The 20,453-nt window shown below is 65.0% G+C and carries 16 protein-coding genes and 1 tRNA gene; 6 read left to right on the top strand and 11 right to left on the bottom strand.

All coding sequences use genetic code 11. From position 1 onward, the window contains the following. Positions 1-147 precede the first annotated feature (147 nt). Positions 148-540, top strand: coding sequence for a hypothetical protein (locus U5760_RS13540; protein WP_322012388.1), 393 nt, complete (start codon positions 148-150; stop codon positions 538-540). Positions 541-698: 158 nt separating this feature from the next. Here U5760_RS13540 and U5760_RS13535 read toward each other — a convergent pair whose 3' ends face one another. Together U5760_RS13535 and U5760_RS13530 are read right to left on the bottom strand one after the other, a co-directional pair. Continuing rightward, positions 699-2,201, bottom strand: a complete 1,503-nt coding sequence (locus U5760_RS13535; protein ID WP_322012387.1) for a carbohydrate porin — start codon at positions 2,199-2,201, stop codon at positions 699-701. A 105-nt stretch (positions 2,202-2,306) separates the two neighbouring features. Further along, positions 2,307-2,666 carry a hypothetical protein gene (locus U5760_RS13530; RefSeq protein WP_322012386.1) on the bottom strand — a complete coding sequence of 120 codons (360 nt, stop codon included), beginning with the start codon at positions 2,664-2,666 and terminating at the stop codon, positions 2,307-2,309. A gap of 1,134 nt (positions 2,667-3,800) precedes the next feature. Here U5760_RS13530 and U5760_RS13525 point away from each other — a divergent pair. The 4 genes from U5760_RS13525 (at position 3,801) to U5760_RS13510 (ending at position 7,137) form a co-directional block, all read left to right on the top strand. Beyond that, positions 3,801-3,944: a hypothetical protein gene (locus tag U5760_RS13525; RefSeq protein WP_322012385.1), complete on the top strand. Its 144-nt coding sequence runs from the start codon at positions 3,801-3,803 to the stop codon at positions 3,942-3,944. Between the two features lie 127 nt (positions 3,945-4,071). Further along, positions 4,072-5,739: an NRAMP family divalent metal transporter gene (locus U5760_RS13520; protein WP_322012384.1), complete on the top strand. Its 1,668-nt coding sequence runs from the start codon at positions 4,072-4,074 to the stop codon at positions 5,737-5,739. 136 nt (positions 5,740-5,875) lie between these two features. Next, positions 5,876-5,952: transfer RNA gene (locus tag U5760_RS13515), tRNA-Val, on the top strand. A gap of 225 nt (positions 5,953-6,177) precedes the next feature. Further along, positions 6,178-7,137, top strand: coding sequence for a TauD/TfdA family dioxygenase (locus tag U5760_RS13510; protein ID WP_322012383.1), 960 nt, complete (start codon positions 6,178-6,180; stop codon positions 7,135-7,137). A 43-nt stretch (positions 7,138-7,180) separates the two neighbouring features. On the opposite strand, the gene U5760_RS13505 is transcribed toward U5760_RS13510, so the two are convergent. From U5760_RS13505 to U5760_RS13485, 5 genes are all read right to left on the bottom strand, one after another. Continuing rightward, complete coding sequence (locus U5760_RS13505) at positions 7,181-8,104, bottom strand: NAD(P)-dependent oxidoreductase (protein ID WP_322012381.1); 924 nt, start codon at positions 8,102-8,104, stop codon at positions 7,181-7,183. A 17-nt stretch (positions 8,105-8,121) separates the two neighbouring features. Further along, positions 8,122-9,417: an MFS transporter gene (locus U5760_RS13500; protein WP_322012380.1), complete on the bottom strand. Its 1,296-nt coding sequence runs from the start codon at positions 9,415-9,417 to the stop codon at positions 8,122-8,124. 115 nt (positions 9,418-9,532) lie between these two features. Beyond that, positions 9,533-11,116 carry an aldehyde dehydrogenase (NADP(+)) gene (locus U5760_RS13495; RefSeq protein WP_322012378.1) on the bottom strand — a complete coding sequence of 528 codons (1,584 nt, stop codon included), beginning with the start codon at positions 11,114-11,116 and terminating at the stop codon, positions 9,533-9,535. Then, entirely contained in the window at positions 11,117-12,046 is a 930-nt protein-coding gene (locus U5760_RS13490) for a dihydrodipicolinate synthase family protein (protein WP_322012377.1), read from the bottom strand. Between the two features lie 122 nt (positions 12,047-12,168). Beyond that, the gene (locus U5760_RS13485; protein ID WP_322012375.1) at positions 12,169-13,746 is read right to left on the bottom strand and encodes an altronate dehydratase family protein; all 1,578 of its coding nucleotides are present in this window, start codon (positions 13,744-13,746) and stop codon (positions 12,169-12,171) included. Between the two features lie 133 nt (positions 13,747-13,879). On the opposite strand from U5760_RS13485, the gene U5760_RS13480 reads away from it, so the two are divergent. Beyond that, positions 13,880-14,815 carry a LysR family transcriptional regulator gene (locus U5760_RS13480; protein WP_322012373.1) on the top strand — a complete coding sequence of 312 codons (936 nt, stop codon included), beginning with the start codon at positions 13,880-13,882 and terminating at the stop codon, positions 14,813-14,815. 34 nt (positions 14,816-14,849) lie between these two features. Here U5760_RS13480 and U5760_RS13475 read toward each other — a convergent pair whose 3' ends face one another. The 4 genes from U5760_RS13475 to U5760_RS13460 all read right to left on the bottom strand — a co-directional run bounded on the left by U5760_RS13475 (position 14,850) and on the right by U5760_RS13460 (position 20,393). Beyond that, on the bottom strand, positions 14,850-16,445 hold the full coding sequence (locus tag U5760_RS13475; RefSeq protein WP_322012371.1) for an acyl-CoA synthetase: 1,596 nt from the start codon (positions 16,443-16,445) through the stop codon (positions 14,850-14,852). A gap of 46 nt (positions 16,446-16,491) precedes the next feature. Continuing rightward, entirely contained in the window at positions 16,492-17,664 is a 1,173-nt protein-coding gene (locus U5760_RS13470; protein WP_322012369.1) for an acetyl-CoA acetyltransferase, read from the bottom strand. A gap of 69 nt (positions 17,665-17,733) precedes the next feature. Then, complete coding sequence (locus U5760_RS13465) at positions 17,734-18,537, bottom strand: SDR family NAD(P)-dependent oxidoreductase (protein WP_322012368.1); 804 nt, start codon at positions 18,535-18,537, stop codon at positions 17,734-17,736. A 20-nt stretch (positions 18,538-18,557) separates the two neighbouring features. Continuing rightward, positions 18,558-20,393, bottom strand: a complete 1,836-nt coding sequence (locus U5760_RS13460; RefSeq protein ID WP_322012810.1) for a TRAP transporter large permease subunit — start codon at positions 20,391-20,393, stop codon at positions 18,558-18,560. Positions 20,394-20,453: the final 60 nt, after the last annotated feature.

Below are 20,453 nucleotides of genomic sequence, written 5' to 3'. Positions count from 1 at the left end.
CAATAGAGAGTAGCAAAAAATAGCGCCGCGATCGAAGCCTTGTCTCATGCGACGTCCAAGGAATTAAGGGTAGATAGAACAGGGATCTGCGGAAAAATATTGGCGTCGGGTACGATCATGCTTTCCCCCACGTCACTGGATGGCCACATGCACCCTGTCAAGCTGACACCCGAAGAACAAGCAGTTCTGGCTCCCGTACAAGCGCTGTTAGAAGGTATTCGCCAACGCGATCATAAACTCATGCTCGCGCAGGTAATGCCCGAAGGCGGTGCCACTATCGTTCGCGAAGGCCGCATTCTTCACTACTCTCTGCGTGAACTGTTCGAACGCCCCTTTCCATCGGGTGTCGTCGAAGAACAGATTTACGACCCGTCCATACGCATCGATCATGACATAGCCCTGGTATGGGCACCCTACAAGGTCTTTATCGACGGAAAACTTCACCACTGGGGCACCAACGTGATAACGCTTCTGCAGCAATCCGACGGTCGCTGGCTCGTAGCCGGGCACGTGGACAACAGTCGCACGTCGGGCGATTAAAGCCACGCACGGTATCAGCGCTGGTAAGTGTGCGACGACTACAGCCAAGTCCGTAACCAAACCTGGCTCGGTAGCCACCCAAATATCAAATGTCAACGTTGCTGGAGCCAGCAGCGAGCCGCCCGCACACTTCCCGCGCAGGCGGCTCGCCGCCTCCTTCAAAACGCCACCGTCGTCCTCAGCCCCACGATAGCCTCGTCGCCGACACGCTGCGACGGATTCTCCGGATTCGGAATACCGCCCGCTGGACGGAACGCATACTGGAAGTCCGCCTGAATCTGCCACCACGGTGCGACCTGATATTGGTAAGTCGCTTCGAGTATCGTTTCCGCGCTGCGCGACGGATAACCGGGCGTGGCGTTCGCCTGAGCGCTCGCGAGATCCTGCGCATGCGAGCCGATATGCGCATAACCCACCGCCAGCCCGACCACGTCGTTGTCGCGGCCCTTGAACGGCGCCTTCAGCGTCACCCCTGCATTCACACCCAGATCGACGAGATTGCGGTCGCCCGGTGCGCCCATCACGCGCGCGAACACGCCCACCGACTGCGGGCTGTCCTCACTCGGGCGCCAGACCATCTGGTCCGCAACGGCGTAGATGCTGTAATCGCCGCTGTGCGAGGCCGGAACGCCCGTGCTGGCCGGATTGGCAAGGGAGAGTCCGTTGTTGTCGTAGCCCGTATCGGCGAAGCGGTTGCTGTTGTACCAGAAGCCCAGCTTGTAAGTACCTTGGAGTCCTGAAGGTTTCGGATCGTTCGGATTGGAAGACGGCTGGTTGATCGCGTACTGCACTTCGCCAATCACGAGCGCGCCGTTATGCAGATTGAAATTCGTGCCGCTCGCATTGAGCTTTTGCGGATCGCCCGTGCCCGGTGCGGGGTTGCCGTCGAACACGCCGCCCAGCACCGTGATCGCATCGGTGGGAGTGGCGCGCACGCGCACACCGAGCGACGAAAGCGGGTAGGCCGGGCCACCGCCTGGCAGATCGACCGAGGGCAGCACCGACCAGCCGAACGTGGCGTTCATGAACGTATTCGCGTACTGGCTGACCATGAACTCCTGGTCGAGACTCTGCTGACCGACCTTTACATCCACCTTGCCGCCGAGCAGCGACTGCTGGTACCACAACTCCCACAGACGCGTGCCCGCATCGGCCTCGACGCCAGTCGCAAGCTGCAAGGTCTGCAGATTCCGCTCGCTCAGATTGGTGCCGTGAATCTGCAGGCCCGACACGTTGAAGATGCCGCCCGGCAGGCCAAACACCTTCTGCGTATCGAGACCGAAGCCGAACTGCGTCACCCCGTCGTAGGCGCCGCCGCGATGCGTGCCGCCCGACAGGTTGTTCATGTATTCGCTTGTTTCCTGCAGGCCGAAGGTCACACCGTAGTTGCCCATCCAGGAGCGCAGGCCGCCCATGTCGCCGAGCAGGTTCGAACGATCCCATAGCCCGGTGGAGGCAGCGGCGGCCTGATTCGGCTGCGAAGCATCGGCACCGCCCGCAGCGGGCGGTTGCTGTGCCGACGAATCGGCTGCGGCCGGAGCAGAAGGCGCTTCGCCAGACGATTGCGCGAAAGCCTCAGCGGCAGTGACGAAGGCGAGCAGGACGGCGAGCGAGAGCGGCGTGCTGCTCGTGAGCACGCGAGTTTTCAGATTCTTCTTCATGACGGTTCGAGTAATGAAGTTATCGTGGGGATGAATCTGCGTGCCTCTACATATGACACGCAGCGAGTTGCAAAAACGTGACGGCAACCTAATGGCTGTCGCGAACTAAGCGAACCACCAGGAGAGCGGCAACGCACTGTCCATGTCGTCGGCAGCAGGACTCGCGGCAATCAGCAGCGCCAGCACGACGCCGGCCACCGTGAGCGCGAGAATGGCGTAACCGCATGGCGTGAGCGGACGGCCCGTCCACGCCACGCGCAGGGCGGCGCGCACGGCCAGCGCGGCAACGCGCGTAGCGTGACGAAACGCGAAGGTACGGACCCGCCGCGCGAGCGGCCCGCTCTGGCCCCGCGCAGCAGCGCCGGCAGCAGGTGCCGCGATCAGCGCATGCAGGCGTGCGACATAACCCAGGGCACGTGCATGCGGGGCGCCGCGGCAGGCAACGGCAAAAGATTTGAAGAACATGACTCACCCCCGTCCAGCCCGAACGCATCGGGCGACGAATGAATACGTGACGGCCCCTCGCAAGCGACGTTGCGAAAGACAGTCGAAACAGAGGGAGCGTGCTACGGGCGGACAGGCTTCGTGCCTGTCGCGGGAGGAGCGCGCTAACCCGGCTTATAGCGAGTTAGCGGCGAAAGGAGCGGCCCTCGAGTGGGAACTCAGGCGGCCTCTTGCGGCTATCTCGCGTGCATGGCGCCGGCGCAGGCCGGCATCGAACTTCCACTACTAGAGCATGTGTCCACGAGGGACTCCTTTCTTTGAGACGGGCGCATTGTATTCGCCACTTCCACAAAACTGCAAGTAAAAAAACGCATCAATGAAATCGCAGTGCGAAGTATCTGGCGATATCCGGCAATCGGCCCGATTGCCGACTAAAAGGTGCGCGCCATGCAACAGCCGAAGAGGCCGTAGTAAATGCATCCGGTTCGCATTTCTCTCACTCGTCATGCTTTCCTGCCGGTTTCAATGTCGGGCTCGTGAAAGACTAAATCCTGCCGTCGCGGGGTGTAATGCCGCCGTAAAAAAATACCTTGGCTCTGCTTAGGGAAACGTGTTGACTTGCGCCAACTCCGTCACTAGAATCCGCCCATCTTCACAACCGGGGCCCACGCCGTGGACTCTTGCAGTAGTCGATCTTCGAACTGTTTCCCTGCCTGACCGGCCAGACGCCCGCGCCCTTCTTTACGCCGCCGTCCCGCCATCAGGCAGACGGTGCGCGCCGTAGTTTCATCCCCGTGCACCTTTTGAATTAGCGCCATCGGCGCTGTGTCCGTTCGCGCATGCTTTTCGCGTGCTGCACGGACACGGCACTTTCCCGATGGCACCGCGCCGCGAGCGACCCCTCGCGGCAGCGTTCGCTCGCGCCTGCTTTTTCCTTCCGGAAACAGGCGCGTGGACCCACGCGCGCGTTGCCAACGCGCTTTGCCGGAAAAGGAGCCGCCATGCCCGACAGTGACAGTCATCCCTTATGCCGCTTACCTCACATTGACCTGAGGAAAGCAGGCGAACGGCTGCCGCGCCCCTGATGCACGGGTGATCCGTCTTCGCCGGCTTTCCGCGTTTTGACGCGTCGCCCCAGGCGCACGGAGCACTCACATGCAATTCGGACTCCTTCTTTCCAATCTGCCGCAAGTCGAAGTCTCGCGCAGCCACTACACCGCCTTCCTTTCGCTCGAGCCGTGCCCGGCCGCGATTCGCCTGCGCGCATTCTGGCAACGCCTGAAAGCACTCGCTTCCTGAAACCCGCACGCTCTTTCCGCCATACGCAAGCGCGACCGTCGCAAGACGGCTCACACACTTACGTATGGTGGCCTGGCTCGTGCGCTTTGAACCTTTTAATCCCATCCAAAAACAGGGGATTCATAACATGTCCACGCCAACGAACTACTCGCGAGGTCCCGTCGCGCTCGAGCGCAGCGCCGTGCTCGACGAAGCGCATCTCGGCGACATCAAGGGCGCGCTCGGCACGATCGCGCACCACGACACCGCCCCACGCACCAACTGGTGGGCCCGCTTTCGCACGCTGCTCGCGATCCTCGGCCCCGGCCTCATCGTGATGGTCGGCGACAACGACGCCGGCGCATTCGGCACCTACACGCAGGCCGGCCAGAACTACGGGACGACCCTGCTGTGGACCATGCTGCTGCTCGTGCCCGTGCTGTTCGTGAACCAGGAAATGGTGCTGCGTCTGGGCGCCGTAACGGGCGTCGGCCACGCGCGCCTCATCTTCGAACGCTTCGGCAAGTTCTGGGGCGCCTTCAGCGTCATCGATCTGTTCCTGCTCAATGCCCTCACCATCGTGACCGAGTTCATCGGCATCACCTTCGTGCTGGACTTCTTCGGCGTGTCCAAGGTCGCTGGCGTATGCATTGCCGCGGCGCTCACCATGGCGGCGGTCAGCACCGGAAACTTCCGGCGCTTCGAGCGTTTCGCCGTGGTGCTGTGTCTCCTGAGTCTCCTGCTCGTGCCCGTGCTGGTGGCCATCCACCCGCCCGTGAGCCAGATGACGCGCGACTTCTTCATCCCCAACTGGCCCGCGAACTCGAAGCTCTCCGATGTGATGCTGCTCGTGATCGGCATCGTCGGCACGACCGTGGCGCCGTGGCAGTTGTTCTTCCAGCAAAGCTATGTGGTCGACAAGCGCATCACGCCGCGCTTCATGAAGTACGAGAAGGCGGACCTCTGGATCGGCATCGCATTCGTGCTGATCGGCGCCATCGCCATGATCGCGTTCTGCGCCCAGCTTTTCGCCGGCAAGCCCGAGTTCGGCAACTTCACGGACGCGGGCGGCGTGATCGCCGGCCTCGAAAAGTACGCCGGCCATACGTCGGCCGTGCTGTTCGCCGTCGCCCTCTTCGACGCGGCCATCATCGGCGCGGCTGCTGTTTCGCTCTCCACGGCCTACGCCATCGGCGACGTGTTCAAGATCCGCCACTCGCTGCATCGCAGCGTGAACGACGCCAGGGGCTTTTATGCGGTGTATTTCGGCATCGTCGCGCTCGCGGCGGCTATCGTGCTGATTCCGGGCAGCCCGCTCGGCCTGCTCACGGAAGCCGTGCAAACGCTCGCCGGCGTGCTCCTGCCGAGCGCCACCGTGTTCCTGCTGCTCCTGTGCAATGACAAGGCTGTACTCGGTCCGTGGGTCAACTCGAAGAAGCTCAACTTCTTCACCGGTGCCGTGATCTGGGTGCTCGTGATGCTCTCGATCGTCCTCACGGCTTCCGTGATGTACCCGGACATGACGGGCGAAACGATCATCGAGATCCTCGCGGGCGGCACGGTGTTCGCCGTGCTCGGCTACGCCGTGACGGTGGCCGCGCGTAAAGCGCGTCGCCAGCGCGGCAACGAAGGTGACGCGACGCAAACCTGGCAGGAAGGCGCTCGCGACACGTGGCGCATGCCCCCGCTCGACGAACTGCCTCCGCCGAACCTCACGCTCAGCAAGCGCGTATGGATGGGTGTGCTGCGCGGCTATCTGCTGATTGCGGTTGCGCTCGTTGTGGTGAAGGTCGTGCAGATGACCCTGCTGAAATAAGCGGAAGTCAGCGGAAATCACGCAAAGCCAGCACGTGACCCGGCCCGTCGCAGCGTTCATGCAGCGCTCATGAAACGGGCCGGTACGAAAAGTGCTTGCAAGGGTCTACGAGTGTCTCTATAATTCGCGCCTCAACAGGCTCGTAGCTCAGCTGGTTAGAGCACCACCTTGACATGGTGGGGGTCGTTGGTTCGAGTCCAATCGAGCCTACCAACGAATCGCGCAGTACCCTTGCAGCACCCTCGGCAATGACGCAGTCCCTTCGCGGGGAATGCGTCATTTTCGTTTGGGCAGCGCTTTTTCTGCCGCAGCGCCTATGCACGCGTGCTGCTATCCATAGCGCGCGACAGCGCGCAAAGCTTCCCATAAATCGTCAGTTCTACCCACGGCGCAAGCCTGCTGGAATGGCCGTTCCCTGTCCAGCCGAGGAGACCTGCGATGTCCGACGTTCAAACGAATCACGCTGCCGCTGCCCAAGCATTCGCCCACGCGACGCTGCAAACCGGTGCGGACGCGAGCACGCTCGATCTGCGTCCCGTTGCGGGCCGCATTGGCGCACGCATCGACGGCGTACACCTGACCGGCGATATCGACCAGGCCACCTTCGACGCCATCCACGCCGCGCTGCTGCGCCACAAGGTGCTGTTTTTCCGCGGCCAGCAGCATCTGGACGATGCCGCTCAGGAGGCATTCGCACGGCGCTTCGGCGAAACGGTCGCGCACCCCACCGTGCCTTCCGTGGAAGGCGGCAAGCTGCTCGAACTCGATTCGCAGCACGGCGCGCGCGCAAACTCGTGGCACACGGACGTGACCTTCGTCGACGCCTATCCGAAGGTATCGATCCTGCGCGCCGTCGTGGTGCCGCCCTACGGCGGCGACACGGTCTGGGCCAACACGGCCACCGCCTATCAAAACCTGCCGGAGCCGTTGCGCGCACTCGCCGATACGCTCTGGGCGCTGCACACGAACGCATACGACTACGCCTCCTCGCACGTCAACGCGGACAGCTCACAGCTCAAGCGCTACCGCGAGGTCTTCACCTCCACCGTCTACGAGACCGAGCATCCCGTCGTGCGCGTGCATCCCGAAACGGGCGAACGCACACTCGTGCTCGGACATTTCGTACAGCGTATCAAGGGACTGTCGACGCAGGATTCGGCGCACTTGCTGCAGAGCTTCCACGAGCACGTCACGCGACTGGAAAACACCGTGCGCTGGAGCTGGCAGGCGGGCGACGTGGCGATCTGGGACAACCGCGCCACGCAGCACTACGCGATCAACGACTACGGCGATGCGCGCCGTATCGTGCGGCGGGCCACGGTGCGCGGCGAAGTGCCGGTTGGCATCGACGGTCGCCGCAGCGCGGTGGTACAGGGACAGGGGACGACGCTGCAATAGCCGGGCTGCGCCGGGCCGTTGCCCGGCGCCTGTCCCGCGCGCTTCACCCGGCGCGCACGCGCACGCCGTTCAGTTCGCCCACGACGTCGAACAGATGCGGCACATACTCGTCGCCGTGACCAAGGTTGGTTGCGAGCAGATAGAGCTGGCGCGCGGCCTCGGCCACGATGGCCGTCGACGAATATTCGCCGGCAAGCCGCGCATACGCGCGCATATCCTTGAGCGCGTTGCGCAGCGCGAACTGCTGGCCGCTGTCGTCGCCCTCCAGCACATAGGGGACGATGCGGTCGAACGTGCGGCTGTGGCCGCCGCTCAACCGGCACAGGGCCGCGAATTCGCGCAGATTCACGCCGGCCTTCGCCGCCGTGCCGAACGCCTCCGCAAGCACCGCGGCATTCGCCTGCGCGATGAAGTTGTGAATCAGCTTCGCGCGATAACCCGAACCGTGGCCGCCCAGATGGTGGATCGTCTCCGCGTACGTTTCGAAGAGCGGCCGCACGGTCTCCACCCACTCGGCTTCGCCCCCCACCAGCACGTTCAGGCGCCCTTCGCGCGCTTCCTTCGGCGTGCGGTTCACCGGCGCATCGAGAAATTGCGCACCGCATGCGGCAAGCGCCGTCTGCGCTTCCTGGGCGAATTCGGGATCGGCCGTGGTCGCGTCGATGACGATGAGACCGGGATGCGCGCCCGCCAGCAGGCCGTGCTCGCGCGTCAACACGTCGCGCACCTGCGGTGTGCCGGTCACGCTGATGAGCACCACGTCCACGTTGCGCGCGAGCTCCTCGGCCGTCGCGGCCTCGCGGGCCCCCTGCGCGACGAGGGCTTCCACATTCGCGCGGTTGCGATGCGCGAGCACCGTCAGGGCAAAACCGCGCCTGAGCATGTTGTGGGCCATCGCTTCGCCCATCAGCCCAAGGCCGATCATACCGACACGCCGGATACGCTCTGGGATGGGATTCGAGTTCATACGTCCTCCTTGCGATCTCACACCGGCAGCTTCTTCTGGTAGTCGATCAGCAACGCACACAGCATCTGGAATGCGGCTACCGCAACGAAGAACATCAACGCCAGAAAATACGAGCCGGTGCGCTGCACGATAAAGCCGATAAAAATCGGCACGAAGATGCCCGCGATATTGCCGACGAAATTCATGATGCCGCACAGCGAGCCGGCTCGGCTGCGCGTGGCGAGCATGGCCGGCGTGGCCCAGTTGCAGCCGCCGCACCAGCGCACGAAGAACACCGCCACGCACAACAACAGTACGACCACGAACGCCGAGCCCGCATACGCCACCACGCACATGGACGCGGCCACCGCGGCGGCGCCGATCACCATCATCGTCCGGTACACCACGTTCGCGCCGGCACCGGCCATCTTCCAGCGGTCGGCAATCCAGCCGCCGCAAATCTCGCCGATGAAGCCCATGAGGAAAATCACGAAGGTCGCGTTGCCCATCGACTTGAGGTCGAACCCGTGCGCCTTGTAAAGATAGGTGGGCAACCAGGTCATCAGGCCGTAGAAGATCAGGTTCGTGCAGGTGTGGCTCATGCACATGCCCCACACCGAGCGGTAGCGGAAGAAACTAAGCAGCGACGTGCCGGCTGCGGCCTTCGGTTCCGCATGATCTTCCACCGAAAGGGCCTCTTCGATGTACGCCACCTCGGCCGCGTTGATACGCGGATGCTCGCGCGGCGTATTGCGGATGTACCACCACGCCCAGATACCGCACAGGATCGTGCCGATACCCGCAACCGCGAAGGCCGCGCGCCACGAGCCCAGCCAGCCCATCAGCAAGGCCGTGACGATGGCGCCGACGCCCGAGCCGAGCGCCGATCCCCCGTCGATCAGCGCCGCGCCGCGCGTGCGCTCATTCTTCGTGAGCCACATGGCGTTGAGCTTGCCGCCCGCCGGATAAATCGGCGCTTCGCTGACGCCTAGACCGAAGCGCGTGAGCAGCAGCGTAAACCAGCCGGTGCTCACTGCCGCGATGCCCTGAAAGAAGCCCCAGCCTATCGTTGCGGCCGCAATCACCACGCGTGGCTTGAGGCGGTCGGCGAGTATGCCGGAGGGCACCTGCATGAACAGATAGGTCCAGAAGAAGGCACTCAGGATGAGCCCCTGCTTCTCGGGCGTCAGTTGAAACTCCTGCGCGATGGTGGGCATGGCGACCGAGAGTGCGGCACGGTCGATATAGTTCAGCGATACGAGCATCAGCAGCAACAGAAAGATCTTCCATCGCGTGCTGGACATGCGAACGGCTTCTACGTGCGTGGCTTCCATTTAGCCTGTCTCCATGGTGGTCCGGCGAGTGCACCCGCCTTTGTTGTTCTCGCGCACCGCGGGGCGCGTGCCTTCCCCGCGGCTTCGTTGAGTGGTCTCGTCGTGCGATACGCGATCAGGGAATGCACTGAAGCTTGCCGTCCACGAGGCGGTTCAGGCCCAGCGGATTGGCCGCCTGCAGCGCGGCCGGCAACAACCCATCGGGCAGGTCCTGATAGCAGACGGGGCGCAGGAAGCGCGCAATCGCAAGACTGCCGACGGAGGTCGTGCGCCCGTCGGAAGTAGCGGGATACGGACCGCCGTGCACCATCGCATGTGCGACTTCCACGCCGGTGCCGAAGCCGTTCGCCAGCACGCGTCCGGCGCGCCGCTCGAATGCCGGCAGGAACGCGCGCGCGGCGTCATAGTCCGCTTCGTCGATGTACAGCGATATAGTAAGTTGTCCTTCTAGTTTCTCGACGATGGCATGCATCGCTTCGAAGTCCGGGCAGCGTACGACGAGTGCCGACGCACCGAACACTTCGTCGTGCAAGCCGGGGTTGGCGCTAAACGCCGCGGCCGTGGTCGAAAACAACGCGGCCCGGCCGCGGTTCGCGCCTTCGACCGCGAGGCCGCGCGCAAGCGTCGCGACATCGACTTGCGCGGCCATGCGCTCGACGCCAGCCTCGTACGCGGCGTGAATGCCGGGCGTGAGCATCGGCGCTGCCGCAATGCCGGCAAGCGCACCCGATGCCGCCGCGATGAAGCGGTCCAGCTCCGGACCGTCGATGGCGAGGAGAAGCCCAGGATTCGTGCAGAACTGCCCGGCGCCCAGCGTGAGCGACGCCGCGAACGCCGCACCGATCGATTCGGCGCGCGCCTTCAGGGCCGCGGGAAACAGCAGGACTGGATTGATGCTGCTCATCTCGGCATAGACCGGAATCGGCTCCGGGCGCGCCGCCGCGAGATGCATCAGCGCGACGCCGCCACGGCGCGAACCCGTAAACCCCACCGCCTTGATGCGCGCATCTTTCACGAGCGCCTGGCCGATCTCGATGCCCGCGTCGAAGAGCAGCGAAAACGTGCCTTCGGGCAAGCCGGAATCGGCCACGGCCTGCTTCACCACAGCGCCCACCAGCGCACTCGTGCCGGGATGCGCCGGATGCGCTTTCACGATCACAGGACAGCCCGCCGCGAGCGCGGAAGCCGTGTCGCCGCCCGCGACGGAAAACGCCAGCGGAAAATTGCTTGCACCGAACACCACAACCGGACCCAGCGCGATATTGCGCAGGCGCAGGTCGACGCGCGGCAACGGCTTGCGCTCGGGCTGCGCCGGATCGATGCGCACGCCCAGCCAGTCGCCGTCGCGCACCACCTGGGCAAACATCCGCAGTTGGCCGACCGTGCGGCCGCGCTCGCCTTCGAGCCGCGCACGGGGCAACCCCGTCTCGGCCATGCAGCGCTCGATCAGCGTGTCGCCCAGGTCGAGAATGTTCTGCGCAATCGCTTCGAGAAACCGCGCGCGCACGTCGAGCGAGGTCTCGCGGTACAAGTCGAATGCTTGGGCAGCAAGCCCGCAGGCCGCATCCACATCCGCCAGCGTGGCGCCGCCAAACGCCGGTTCCAGCGCTACGCCGCTTGCCGCATCGACGGCGCGCAGCGTGCCGTTCGTGCCAGGCACGTTGCGCTGCCCGATGATCGAATCGGTAAGGATCTGCATTTAACGCCCCCAGTGCAGCACGAGCGGATCGAGGCGCCGCGCCACGCGCAGCAGCCCATCGCGAGTGGCCGGATGAACCGGCGCGAGCGGCCGGCGCAGTGCCGCGGAACGGATCACGCCGCCTTCCTTCATCAATTCCTTGCAAGCCGCGAGACCGCACTGCCGGTTCTCGTAGTTGATGAGCGGCAGCCACGCCTGATAAAGCTGGGCAGCGCGTTCGGCGTCGCCCGTCACCCAGGCGTCGAGGATCTTGCGGATACCGTCGGGATAGCCGCCGCCTGTCATCGCGCCCGTCGCACCCGCTTCGAGGTCGGGCATCAGCGTGATCGCCTCCTCGCCGTCCCACGGGCCTACCACGGCGTCGCCGCCCAGTTCGATCAACTCGCGCAGCTTCGCCGCGGCCTGCGCCGTCTCGATCTTGAAGTACGACACGTGCTCGATCTCGCGCGCCATCTTCGCGAGACACGCGGCGGAGAGCGGCGTGCCGGCCACCGGCGCGTCCTGGATCATGATGGGAATGTCGATCGCGTCCGAGACTTCCTGGAAGAACTCGAACACCGCGCGCTCGCCCACGCGAATGGTCGCGCCGTGATACGGCGGCATGATCATGACCATCGCCGCGCCGGCGTCCTGTGCGGCGCGACTGCGCGCAGCGCACACGAGCGAGCTGAAATGCGTGGTGGTCACGATCACCGGCACGCGGCCCGCAACGTGGGCGAGCACGGCATGCATGAGCGTTTCGCGCTCGGCATCGGACAGTGCGAACTGCTCGGAAAAATTCGCGAGGATACACAGGCCATGGGAGCCCGCATCGATCATGAAATCGACGCAGCGCTTCTGGCCTTCCAGATCGAGTTGCCCGGCGTCGTCGAAGATGGTCGGTACGACGGGGAACACGCCCTTATACGGGGTTTTCAGCAGATTCGTCATGATAGGTTCGTTCGTAGTTGGCGCGTATGGCATGTCCGCATATACTTCGCATTCCTCAATCATTGCCATTCTCGCTCGCGGACTCGGGCGACACGCGGGCCACCCGCAATGCAGCGCCGCAATCAGGTGATCGCGCCGATCTGCCAGGGCACGAATTCGTTCTGCCCATAGCCGTGGATCTCGCTACGCGAGCGCCGGCCGGACGCCACCTCCAGCATGAGCTGGAACAGCTCGGCGCCAGTCTCTTCGATCGACTTCCGGCCCGCGAGTATCGGCCCGCAGTTCAGGTCCATGTCGTCCTGCTGGCGCTGCCACAGCGCCTCGTTGGTCGCGATCTTGAGCGAGGGCGTCGGCGCACAGCCATACGCGGAACCGCGCCCCGTCGTGAAGCAGATCAGATTCGCGCCGCCCGCCACCTGGCCCGTTGCCGAAATCGGGTCGTAGCCCGGCGTATCCATGAAGACGAGGCCCTTCGCTTCCACCGGCTGCGCGTATTCGTAGACATCGACGAGATTCGTATGCCCCGCCTTCGCGATCCCACCCAGCGACTTTTCGAGCACGGTCGTGAGACCGCCTGCCTTGTTGCCCGCCGAAGGATTGTTGTCCATCGAGGCATGGTTGCGCGCGCAATAGTCTTCCCACCAGCGAATGCGCGCGACCAGCTTTTCGGCTACCTCGGGACTCTGCGCGCGGCGCGTGAGCAGGTGCTCGGCACCGTAGATTTCTGGGGTTTCGGAGAGAATCGCCGTGCCGCCGTTCGCCACCAGCAGATCCACGGCTGCGCCCAGCGCGGGATTGGCGGAGATGCCCGAGTAGCCGTCCGAGCCGCCGCATTGCAGGCCCACGACAAGATGCGAAACCGGCACCGGCTCGCGCCGCACGTCGTTCGCCTGCGCGAGCAGGCCCTCGACCAGCTCGATGCCGCGCGCGATGGATTTGACCGTGCCGCCCGTCTCCTGAATGTTGTACGTATTCAGGCGCCCCGACGCGACCATCTCGTCGAGATGCTGCTTTTCCACGAGCCGCGCGATCTGGTTGGTCTCGCAACCAAGGCCAATGACGAGCACCGCCGCGAAGTTCGGATGGATCGCGTAGCCACCCAGCGTGCGCTGCAGGAGCGCGAGCGATTCGCCCTCGGAATCGACCGCGCAGCCCACGCCGTGCGTGAGCGCCACCACGCCGTCCACGTTCGGGTAGGCGGCCAGCGCTTCAGGATGAATGTCGCGGCGGAAATGGTCGGCAATCGCGCGGGCGACCGTTGCCGAGCAGTTGACCGAAGTGAGAATGCCGATGTAGTTGCGCGTGGCCACGCGTCCATCCGCGCGCACGATGCCGTCGAACGTGGCGCTCGCGCTCGCCTCGGCGTAGCGGGTGGGCTTCGCGTCGGCGCAGAATGCGTAGTCGCGCTGAAACTCGCCCATCGCGATGTTGTGCGTATGCACATGTTCGCCCGCTGCAATCGGCCGGCTCGCGAAGCCGATGATCTGGCCGTAGCGGCGCACCGGCTGGCCCGGCTCGATGGCGCGCACCGCCACCTTGTGGCCGGGAGGAATGAGGCCCGCCACCGTCACGCCTTCGCCGGGTAGCGCCGTGCCGCCTACGAGCTGCGAACGGGCGATGACCACGTCGTCGGCACGATGGAGCCGGATCACGGGTGAGGCGGAAATGAGGGTTTCCGTCGGGTCGCTAAGGGTTGCCATTGTGTATCCCAGGAAGGCGCGATCCCCCGGAGGGACGGGGCGCCAGGACTTGTCTCCAGCCGTGACTATACGGGGCGACTTTCACGGCTGTATATTGAGAATTTTCCATCTTGTGATCGCTTTTTCGACTTAGATGAAAACCCTGGATACCCTGCTCGCCAGACTGAGAATCCGCCAGTTGCAGCTCCTCATCGCGCTCGACGAGCACAAGTCGCTGCACAAGGCCGCCGGTGCAATGTCGATGACGCAATCGGCCGCAAGCAAGATGCTGCACGAGCTGGAGTCGATTCTCGACGCACCGCTTTTCGAGCGTTCGAAGAACGGCATGATCCCGAACCAGTTCGGCCATTGCGTGATCCGCTACGCGCGGCTCATGGCGACGGACCTGAGCGCGTTGTGCGACGACATTTCGGAGATCCGCAGCGGGCGCGGCGGCCGGCTCGCCATCGGCGCGATCATGGGGGCGATTCCGGAAGTGGTGGTGCCGGTGCTCGACGAACTCCACGCAAGCCAGCGCAATCTCTCGATCGAGGTGATCGAGGACACCAGCGCGAAGATGCTGCTCCAGCTCGACGAAGGGCATCTCGACCTCGTGATCGGACGCGCCGCCGTGAGCAACCAGCCTGCGAAATACCACTATCAGAAGATCGGCGACGAGCCGCTTTCCGTGGTGGTGGGCCACGCGCACCCGCCGTTGCCCGAGAAACTGGAACTGCGCGACCTCACCGGCCACCGCTGGGTGGTGTATCCGACGCAAATGCCGCTGCGCGCGCTGGTGGAGCGCGAGATGGATCTGGCGGGGCTCGCGCTGCCCACCAACCCCATTTCCACCGCCTCCACGTTCGTGACGATTACCCTGCTGATGCAGGACTCCGGGCTCGTCTCGGTGCTGCCCACCGATATCGCGAGCCTGTGCGTGCGGCACGGCATGCTGCGGATCCTGCCGATCGCGCTGCGCTCGCAGTCGCAAAGCTTCGGGATCGTCACGCGTAAGGGCGGCGCGCTTTCGCCGCCTGCGGAGCAGTTCATCGAAATGCTGAAAGCGCGCGTGAACGGCGCGACGGCTTGATAAGGGCGGCTCGAACCTCAAGCCGCCCCTGGGCTCACACTTTCTCCGCGACGCCGGCACACATCGCTTCCCACTCCTCCAGCAGCCGCGCCCGCACGTCCTTCTTCGTGATCTTCCCGTAAGCCGACTTGGGCAGCGCGTCCCAGAACACGAAATGGCGCGGGCATTTGTAGCGCGCGAGCCGGCCGTCGAGATGAGTCAGCAGCGCATCCGGCGTCGCCTCGCAACCCTCGCGCAGCACCACGACCGCCACGCCCTGCTCGCCCCACTTGGAATCGGGCATGCCCAGCACCGCTACCTCGTGCACCGCGTCGTGCAGCAGCAGCGCCTCCTCCACCTCGCGCGGGTACACGTTCGAACCGCCCGAGATATACATGTCCGAAGAGCGCCCGGTGATGTAGAGAAAGCCCTCGCGGTCCAGATGGCCGAGGTCGCCGGTATGGAACCAGCCGTGCCTGAACGCCTTCGCATTCGCTTCGGGATTGTTGTCGTAGCCGCTCATCACGGCAGGGCCTCGCACGCAGATTTCTCCCGTTTCGAACGGTTCGAGCCGCTTGCCCGCGTCGTCGAGTATGGCGATCTCGATGCCCGTGCGCGCATAGCCGCAGGTGCCGGGCCGGCTGCCCGGCGCGTCGTCGTCGATCTCGTGCAGATGCGGCGGCAGCACCGTGATGTTGCCGGTCACTTCGCCCAGGCCGTAATACTGGACGAGCACGCGGCCCAGCTTGCGCAGCGCGTGTTTCTGATCGGCGCGGTACATGGGTGCGCCCGCATAGATCACGTACTTGAGCGAGCGATGGTCGTAGCGGTCCACGGCCTCGTGTTCCGTGAGCATCTTCACGATGGTCGGCACCGTGAAGAGATTGTCGACGCGATGCTGCTCCACCAGTTGCCACACTTCTTCGGGATCGAGCTTGTCTCCCGAAGGCAGGATGCTGGCCGCGCCGCGCGCCGTGTTGACGAGCGCGTGGATGCCCGCGCCATGCGAGAGCGGCGCGACCACGAGCGAGCGCGAGCGCACGTCGAGCCCCGGCATGAGATCGGCGAGGTGATTGGTGACGACGAACGCCATCTGGCCGTGCGTGAGCGTGCCCGCCTTCGGGTGCCCCGTCGTGCCGGACGTGTAGAAGAACCATAGCGGATCGTCGCGCTCGACTTCCTCGGCTTCGAAGCGGCCCGAAGATTGCGTTGCGAGCGACTCGTAGGCAAGCTCTCCGCTGCGCGGCTCGCCCAGCGCAATCACGCATTCGAGCGCGGGCGAGGCGGCACGCACAGCGTCGACGTAATGCGCGAAGCCGTGGTCGTACAGCATCACGCGTGCGCCGCTCGCCTGCCCCAGATATGCGGCCTCGGGCGGCGCAATGCGATAGTTCGTGGGCACCCAGACCGCGCCGAGCTTGAACGCCACCCAGGCGCTCTCGAACAAAGGCAGATTGTTCCGCGAGTGCACGAGAATGCGGTCGCCCTTGCGTACGCCTTGCGCGCGCAACGCGGCGCAGACCGCATCGACGCGCCGGTTGATGGCCGACCAGGTCCAGCTAGCCTCGCGCGTGATGAATCCGGGCTCGTTCGCGTAGCGCTGCGCGACCTGGGTCAGCAGGTCGCCCAGATTCATGACATTCTTCAGCATGGTCTTACCTCGGTTTCATCGGTTCGGATAGCGAAACGCCGGGTCATCAAAGCTTTCGCTCCATGATGCTCAGATAGTTCGTCACCGCTGCGCCGCCCATGTTGAACACGCCCGCAAGGCTCGCGTTGCGGATCTGCATGTCGCCGGCTTCGCCCGCCAGTTGCATCGCGGCCATGACGTGCATGGAAACCCCCGTGGCGCCGATGGGATGCCCCTTCGACTTCAGGCCACCGGACGGATTGACCGGCAAGCGCCCATCGCGCGTGGTCACGCCTTCGAGTATCGCGTGCGCCCCCTCTCCGGGTTGCGTCAGGCCCATCGCTTCGTATTCCAGCAGTTCCGCAATCGTGAAGCAATCGTGTGTTTCCACGAGCGAAAGATCGTCGAGCGTCACGCGCGCTTGCTCCAGACCTCGCTGCCAGGCGCGACGTGCACCTGAAAATTCCGTGCGGTCGCGCCGCGAAAGCGGCAGAAAATCGCTCACCTGCACGCTCGCCCGGAAGCCAATGCCGCGGCGCGCGCCGGGCACGCTGTCTTCGGCGGCAATCACGAGCGCGGCGGCGCCATCGGAGATCAGCGAACAGTCGGTGCGCTTGAGCGGTCCGGCGACGAACGGATTCTTCTCCGAAGGCGTGCGGCAAAAGTCGAAGCCGAAATCGCGCCGCATATGCGCGTACGGATTCGCCAAGCCGTTCCGATGATTCTTCGCGGCGATGGCCGCGAGCGCGTCCGACTGGTCGCCGTAGCGCTCGAAATAGGCCTGCGCGATGGTGCCGAAAATCCCCGCGAAGCCGCCCGGCACGCCCGCTTCCTCCTTCGCATACGAGCACTTCTGCAACACGTCGCCCACTTCGGCCGTGGGCAGGCCGTTCATCTTCTCCACGCCGATCACGAGCGCCACCTTCGTGCGCCCCGCGCGCACGGCATCGAGCGCCGAATAGACCGCGGCCGATCCCGTCGCGCACGCATTCTCGCAGCGCACGGTAGCGGCATAGCGCAGCTCGGGAATCGCGTTGAACACGAGCGCGGAAGGGAAGTCCTGGTACACGAAGCCGCCGTTGAACATGCCCACGTGGACCGAATCGACCTGCGCGGCGTCCACGCCGGCGTGGTCGAGCGCCTTGCGTGCGGCATCGGCGATCATGTCCTCGGGCTCCAGCGCGTCGAACTTGCCGAACGGCAGATGACTCCAGCCAATGATGAGAGGGTCTGCTTTCATGAATCTTTCCTTTCAATCAGGATAACTTAATGATGTGATGTCGAATCGGAAATCGCTCGATGCGATGCCTCAGATGTCGAGCACGCCCGCAGCCACGAAGCCGCCATCCACGGCAAGCGTCTGGCCGGTCACATAGGACGCGTCCTCGGAGGCGAGAAACGCCACCGCGCCCGCGATCTCGTCCGGCGTGCCGTAGCGGCGCATCGGCACCGAGCGCAGATAGTTGTCGCGCGCCACGCTCGAATGCAGCGCCGCCACCATCGGCGTTTCGATCGGTCCCGGCGCAATGGCGTTCGCGGTAATGCCGCGCTCGGCCAGTTCGATCGCCATCTGGCGCGTGAGACCGATCACGGCGGCTTTCGAAGTCCCGTACGCCGTGCGCCCGGCGCTCGCACGAATGCCGGCCACCGAGGCGATGTTAATCACCCGGCCCCAGCGGCGCGGAATCATGTGCTGCACGGCGTGCTGCGCCAGCAGCATCGGCCCCGTCAAGTTCACGTCCATGACGGCGCCCCAATGGTCGAGCGGATAACTCTCGAACGGAAAGGTCTTGGCAATGCCCGCGTTGTTGACGAGCACGTCGCAGCGATCGAAGCGCGTGCCGATCTGCTCGACGAGCGCCTCGATCGACGCCTTGTTGCCCACGTCGAGCGCCATCGCCACGGCCTCGTGCCCTGCCTCGCAGGCTTCGCGCGCGGTGGCGGCGGCCGCTTCGACATTGAGATCGGCGACGACGACCGTAAAGCCGTCGTCCGCGAGACGCCGGGCAATGGCGGCGCCGATGCCCATCGCGCCGCCGGTGACGAGCGCGACGCGTCCGCGCGCGCTCGTGGCGCGGCGAGCGGCTGTTTCGGAAACGGTGATATCTAGCATGTGTGACTCCGGAATGCGGATCAGAAGTTAGCAGTACTGGAAAGAAAGCCGGTGGAAATCCATGGCACGAACGTCACCACGACGAGCGCGACGAGTAGCGCAAGCAGATAGCGCCATACGCGGCGGCCCACACCGTCGGGGGAGACCTTGCCGATCGCGCAGGCCGCATAGAAGCCCACGCCGAACGGCGGCGCGAAGAGGCCCATGCCCATCGCGAGGATCACGACCATTGCGTAGTGCACGTCGTTGATATGCAGCTCATGCGCGGCAGGAAAAAGCAGCGGGCCGAAGAGCACGATGGCCGGAATGCCTTCGAGCACGCTGCCGAGTATCGCGAAGCAGACGATGGTCACGAGCAGGAAACCCGTCTTGCCGCCCGGCACGCTCTGCATCATGTCCACCAGTTGGCCCGAAAAGCCCGAACGCGTGAGCGCCCACGCCATCGACGTGGCGAGACCGATGATGAGCAGGATCGCCCCGGAAAGCGCGGCGGCATCCACCAGCATGCGATAGAGACGGCGCAGCGGTACGGGCCGTCCCATCGCGCGCGCAGCCAGCGCGAACAGCAGCGTGTAGGCCACGCCGAGCGTGGAAACTTCCGTAGCGGTGGCCACGCCTTCCACCACGGCCACGCGGATCAGCACCGGCAGCACCAGCGCGGGCAACGCTACCACGAAGGTCCGTGCGATACGGGCAAGCGGTGCGCGCTGCACGCTGACCGCGGGTTCGCGGCGCGCGCGCAGCCAACACACGGCGGCGATCAGCAGCGTCGCGACCACGGCGGGCATGAGGCCGCCCACGAAGAGCGCGCTGATCGATACGCCGCACACGGCCCCGATGGTAATCAGCACGAGGCTGGGCGGAATGGTTTCACTCATCGCGCCGGACGCGGCGAGGAGTGCCGCGAGTTCTTCGGGATTGGAACCGCGCTTGCGCATTTCGGGAAAAAGCGCCGGTGCGACGGCCGCCATGTCGGCGGCTTTCGAACCCGAGATGCCGGAGACCAGAAAGATCGCGCCGAGCAGCACGAACTGCAGGCCACCGCGCACGTGGCCAAGCAGCGCGCACATGAAATCGACCAGCGAGCGCGCCAGACCGCTCATTTCGAGCAGCGCGCCCAGCAGCACGAATACCGGCACGGCGAGCAGCACGAGATTGGCCATGCCCTCGTCCATGCGGCTCACCACGATGCCGAGCGGCGCATGCGTGACGAGCACGAGATAGCTGACCGTGGCGATGCCGAACGCGAAGGCGATGGGCGTGCCCACCACGATCGCGGCCGCCACGAGTGCGACGAAGAACACGAGCAGATTCAGATTGCCCATCGCCAGCAGCGCAGGGGCGGCCACCCAGAGCGCGGCAGCGACGGCCCCGACCGTCACGATGGCGGCAACGCGCGCCCTGGCACCCGGCAGCGCGAGCATGCGCGCGACAGCCACGCAGAACATCAGCGCCGCGCCCACCGGCAGCGCCAGCGCGCGCCAACCGTCGGGCATGTCGAGTGCGGGCGTCGAGATATCCATCTGCCCGCTCGCGTGCTGCGCCGCCGGCACCACGATCATGGCGACGAACACGCACACCACGAGCGACGCGACGCTTTGCGCCCACGCCTGCCACGCGGGCGACCAGCGCTTGACCACGGCGGTCATCTTCATGTGCTCGCCGCGCAGCAAGGCCAGCACGGCGCCGAGCATCGCGAGCCAGCTAAAGAGCGCGGAAGCCAGTTCGTCGGACCAGACGAGCGGCGCGTCGAGCGCGTAGCGCCAGATCACGCCGCACAACAGAATCGCGACTTCGGCCACGAGCAGCGCCACCGCGGCGAATTCGATCAGCCGGATCGCGGCACGCGCCGCCATGCGGGCATGACGCGCGCCGGTCAGGCCGGTTTGCGGCGAGCCGTCCTGCGCGCCGGGTTG

The organism is Paraburkholderia sp. J12, assembly GCF_905220215.1.
Classification (GTDB): Bacteria; Pseudomonadota; Gammaproteobacteria; order Burkholderiales; family Burkholderiaceae; genus Paraburkholderia.
Note: the sequence above shows the minus strand (reverse complement) of the source record. Positions and strands in the feature narration are given on the sequence as shown.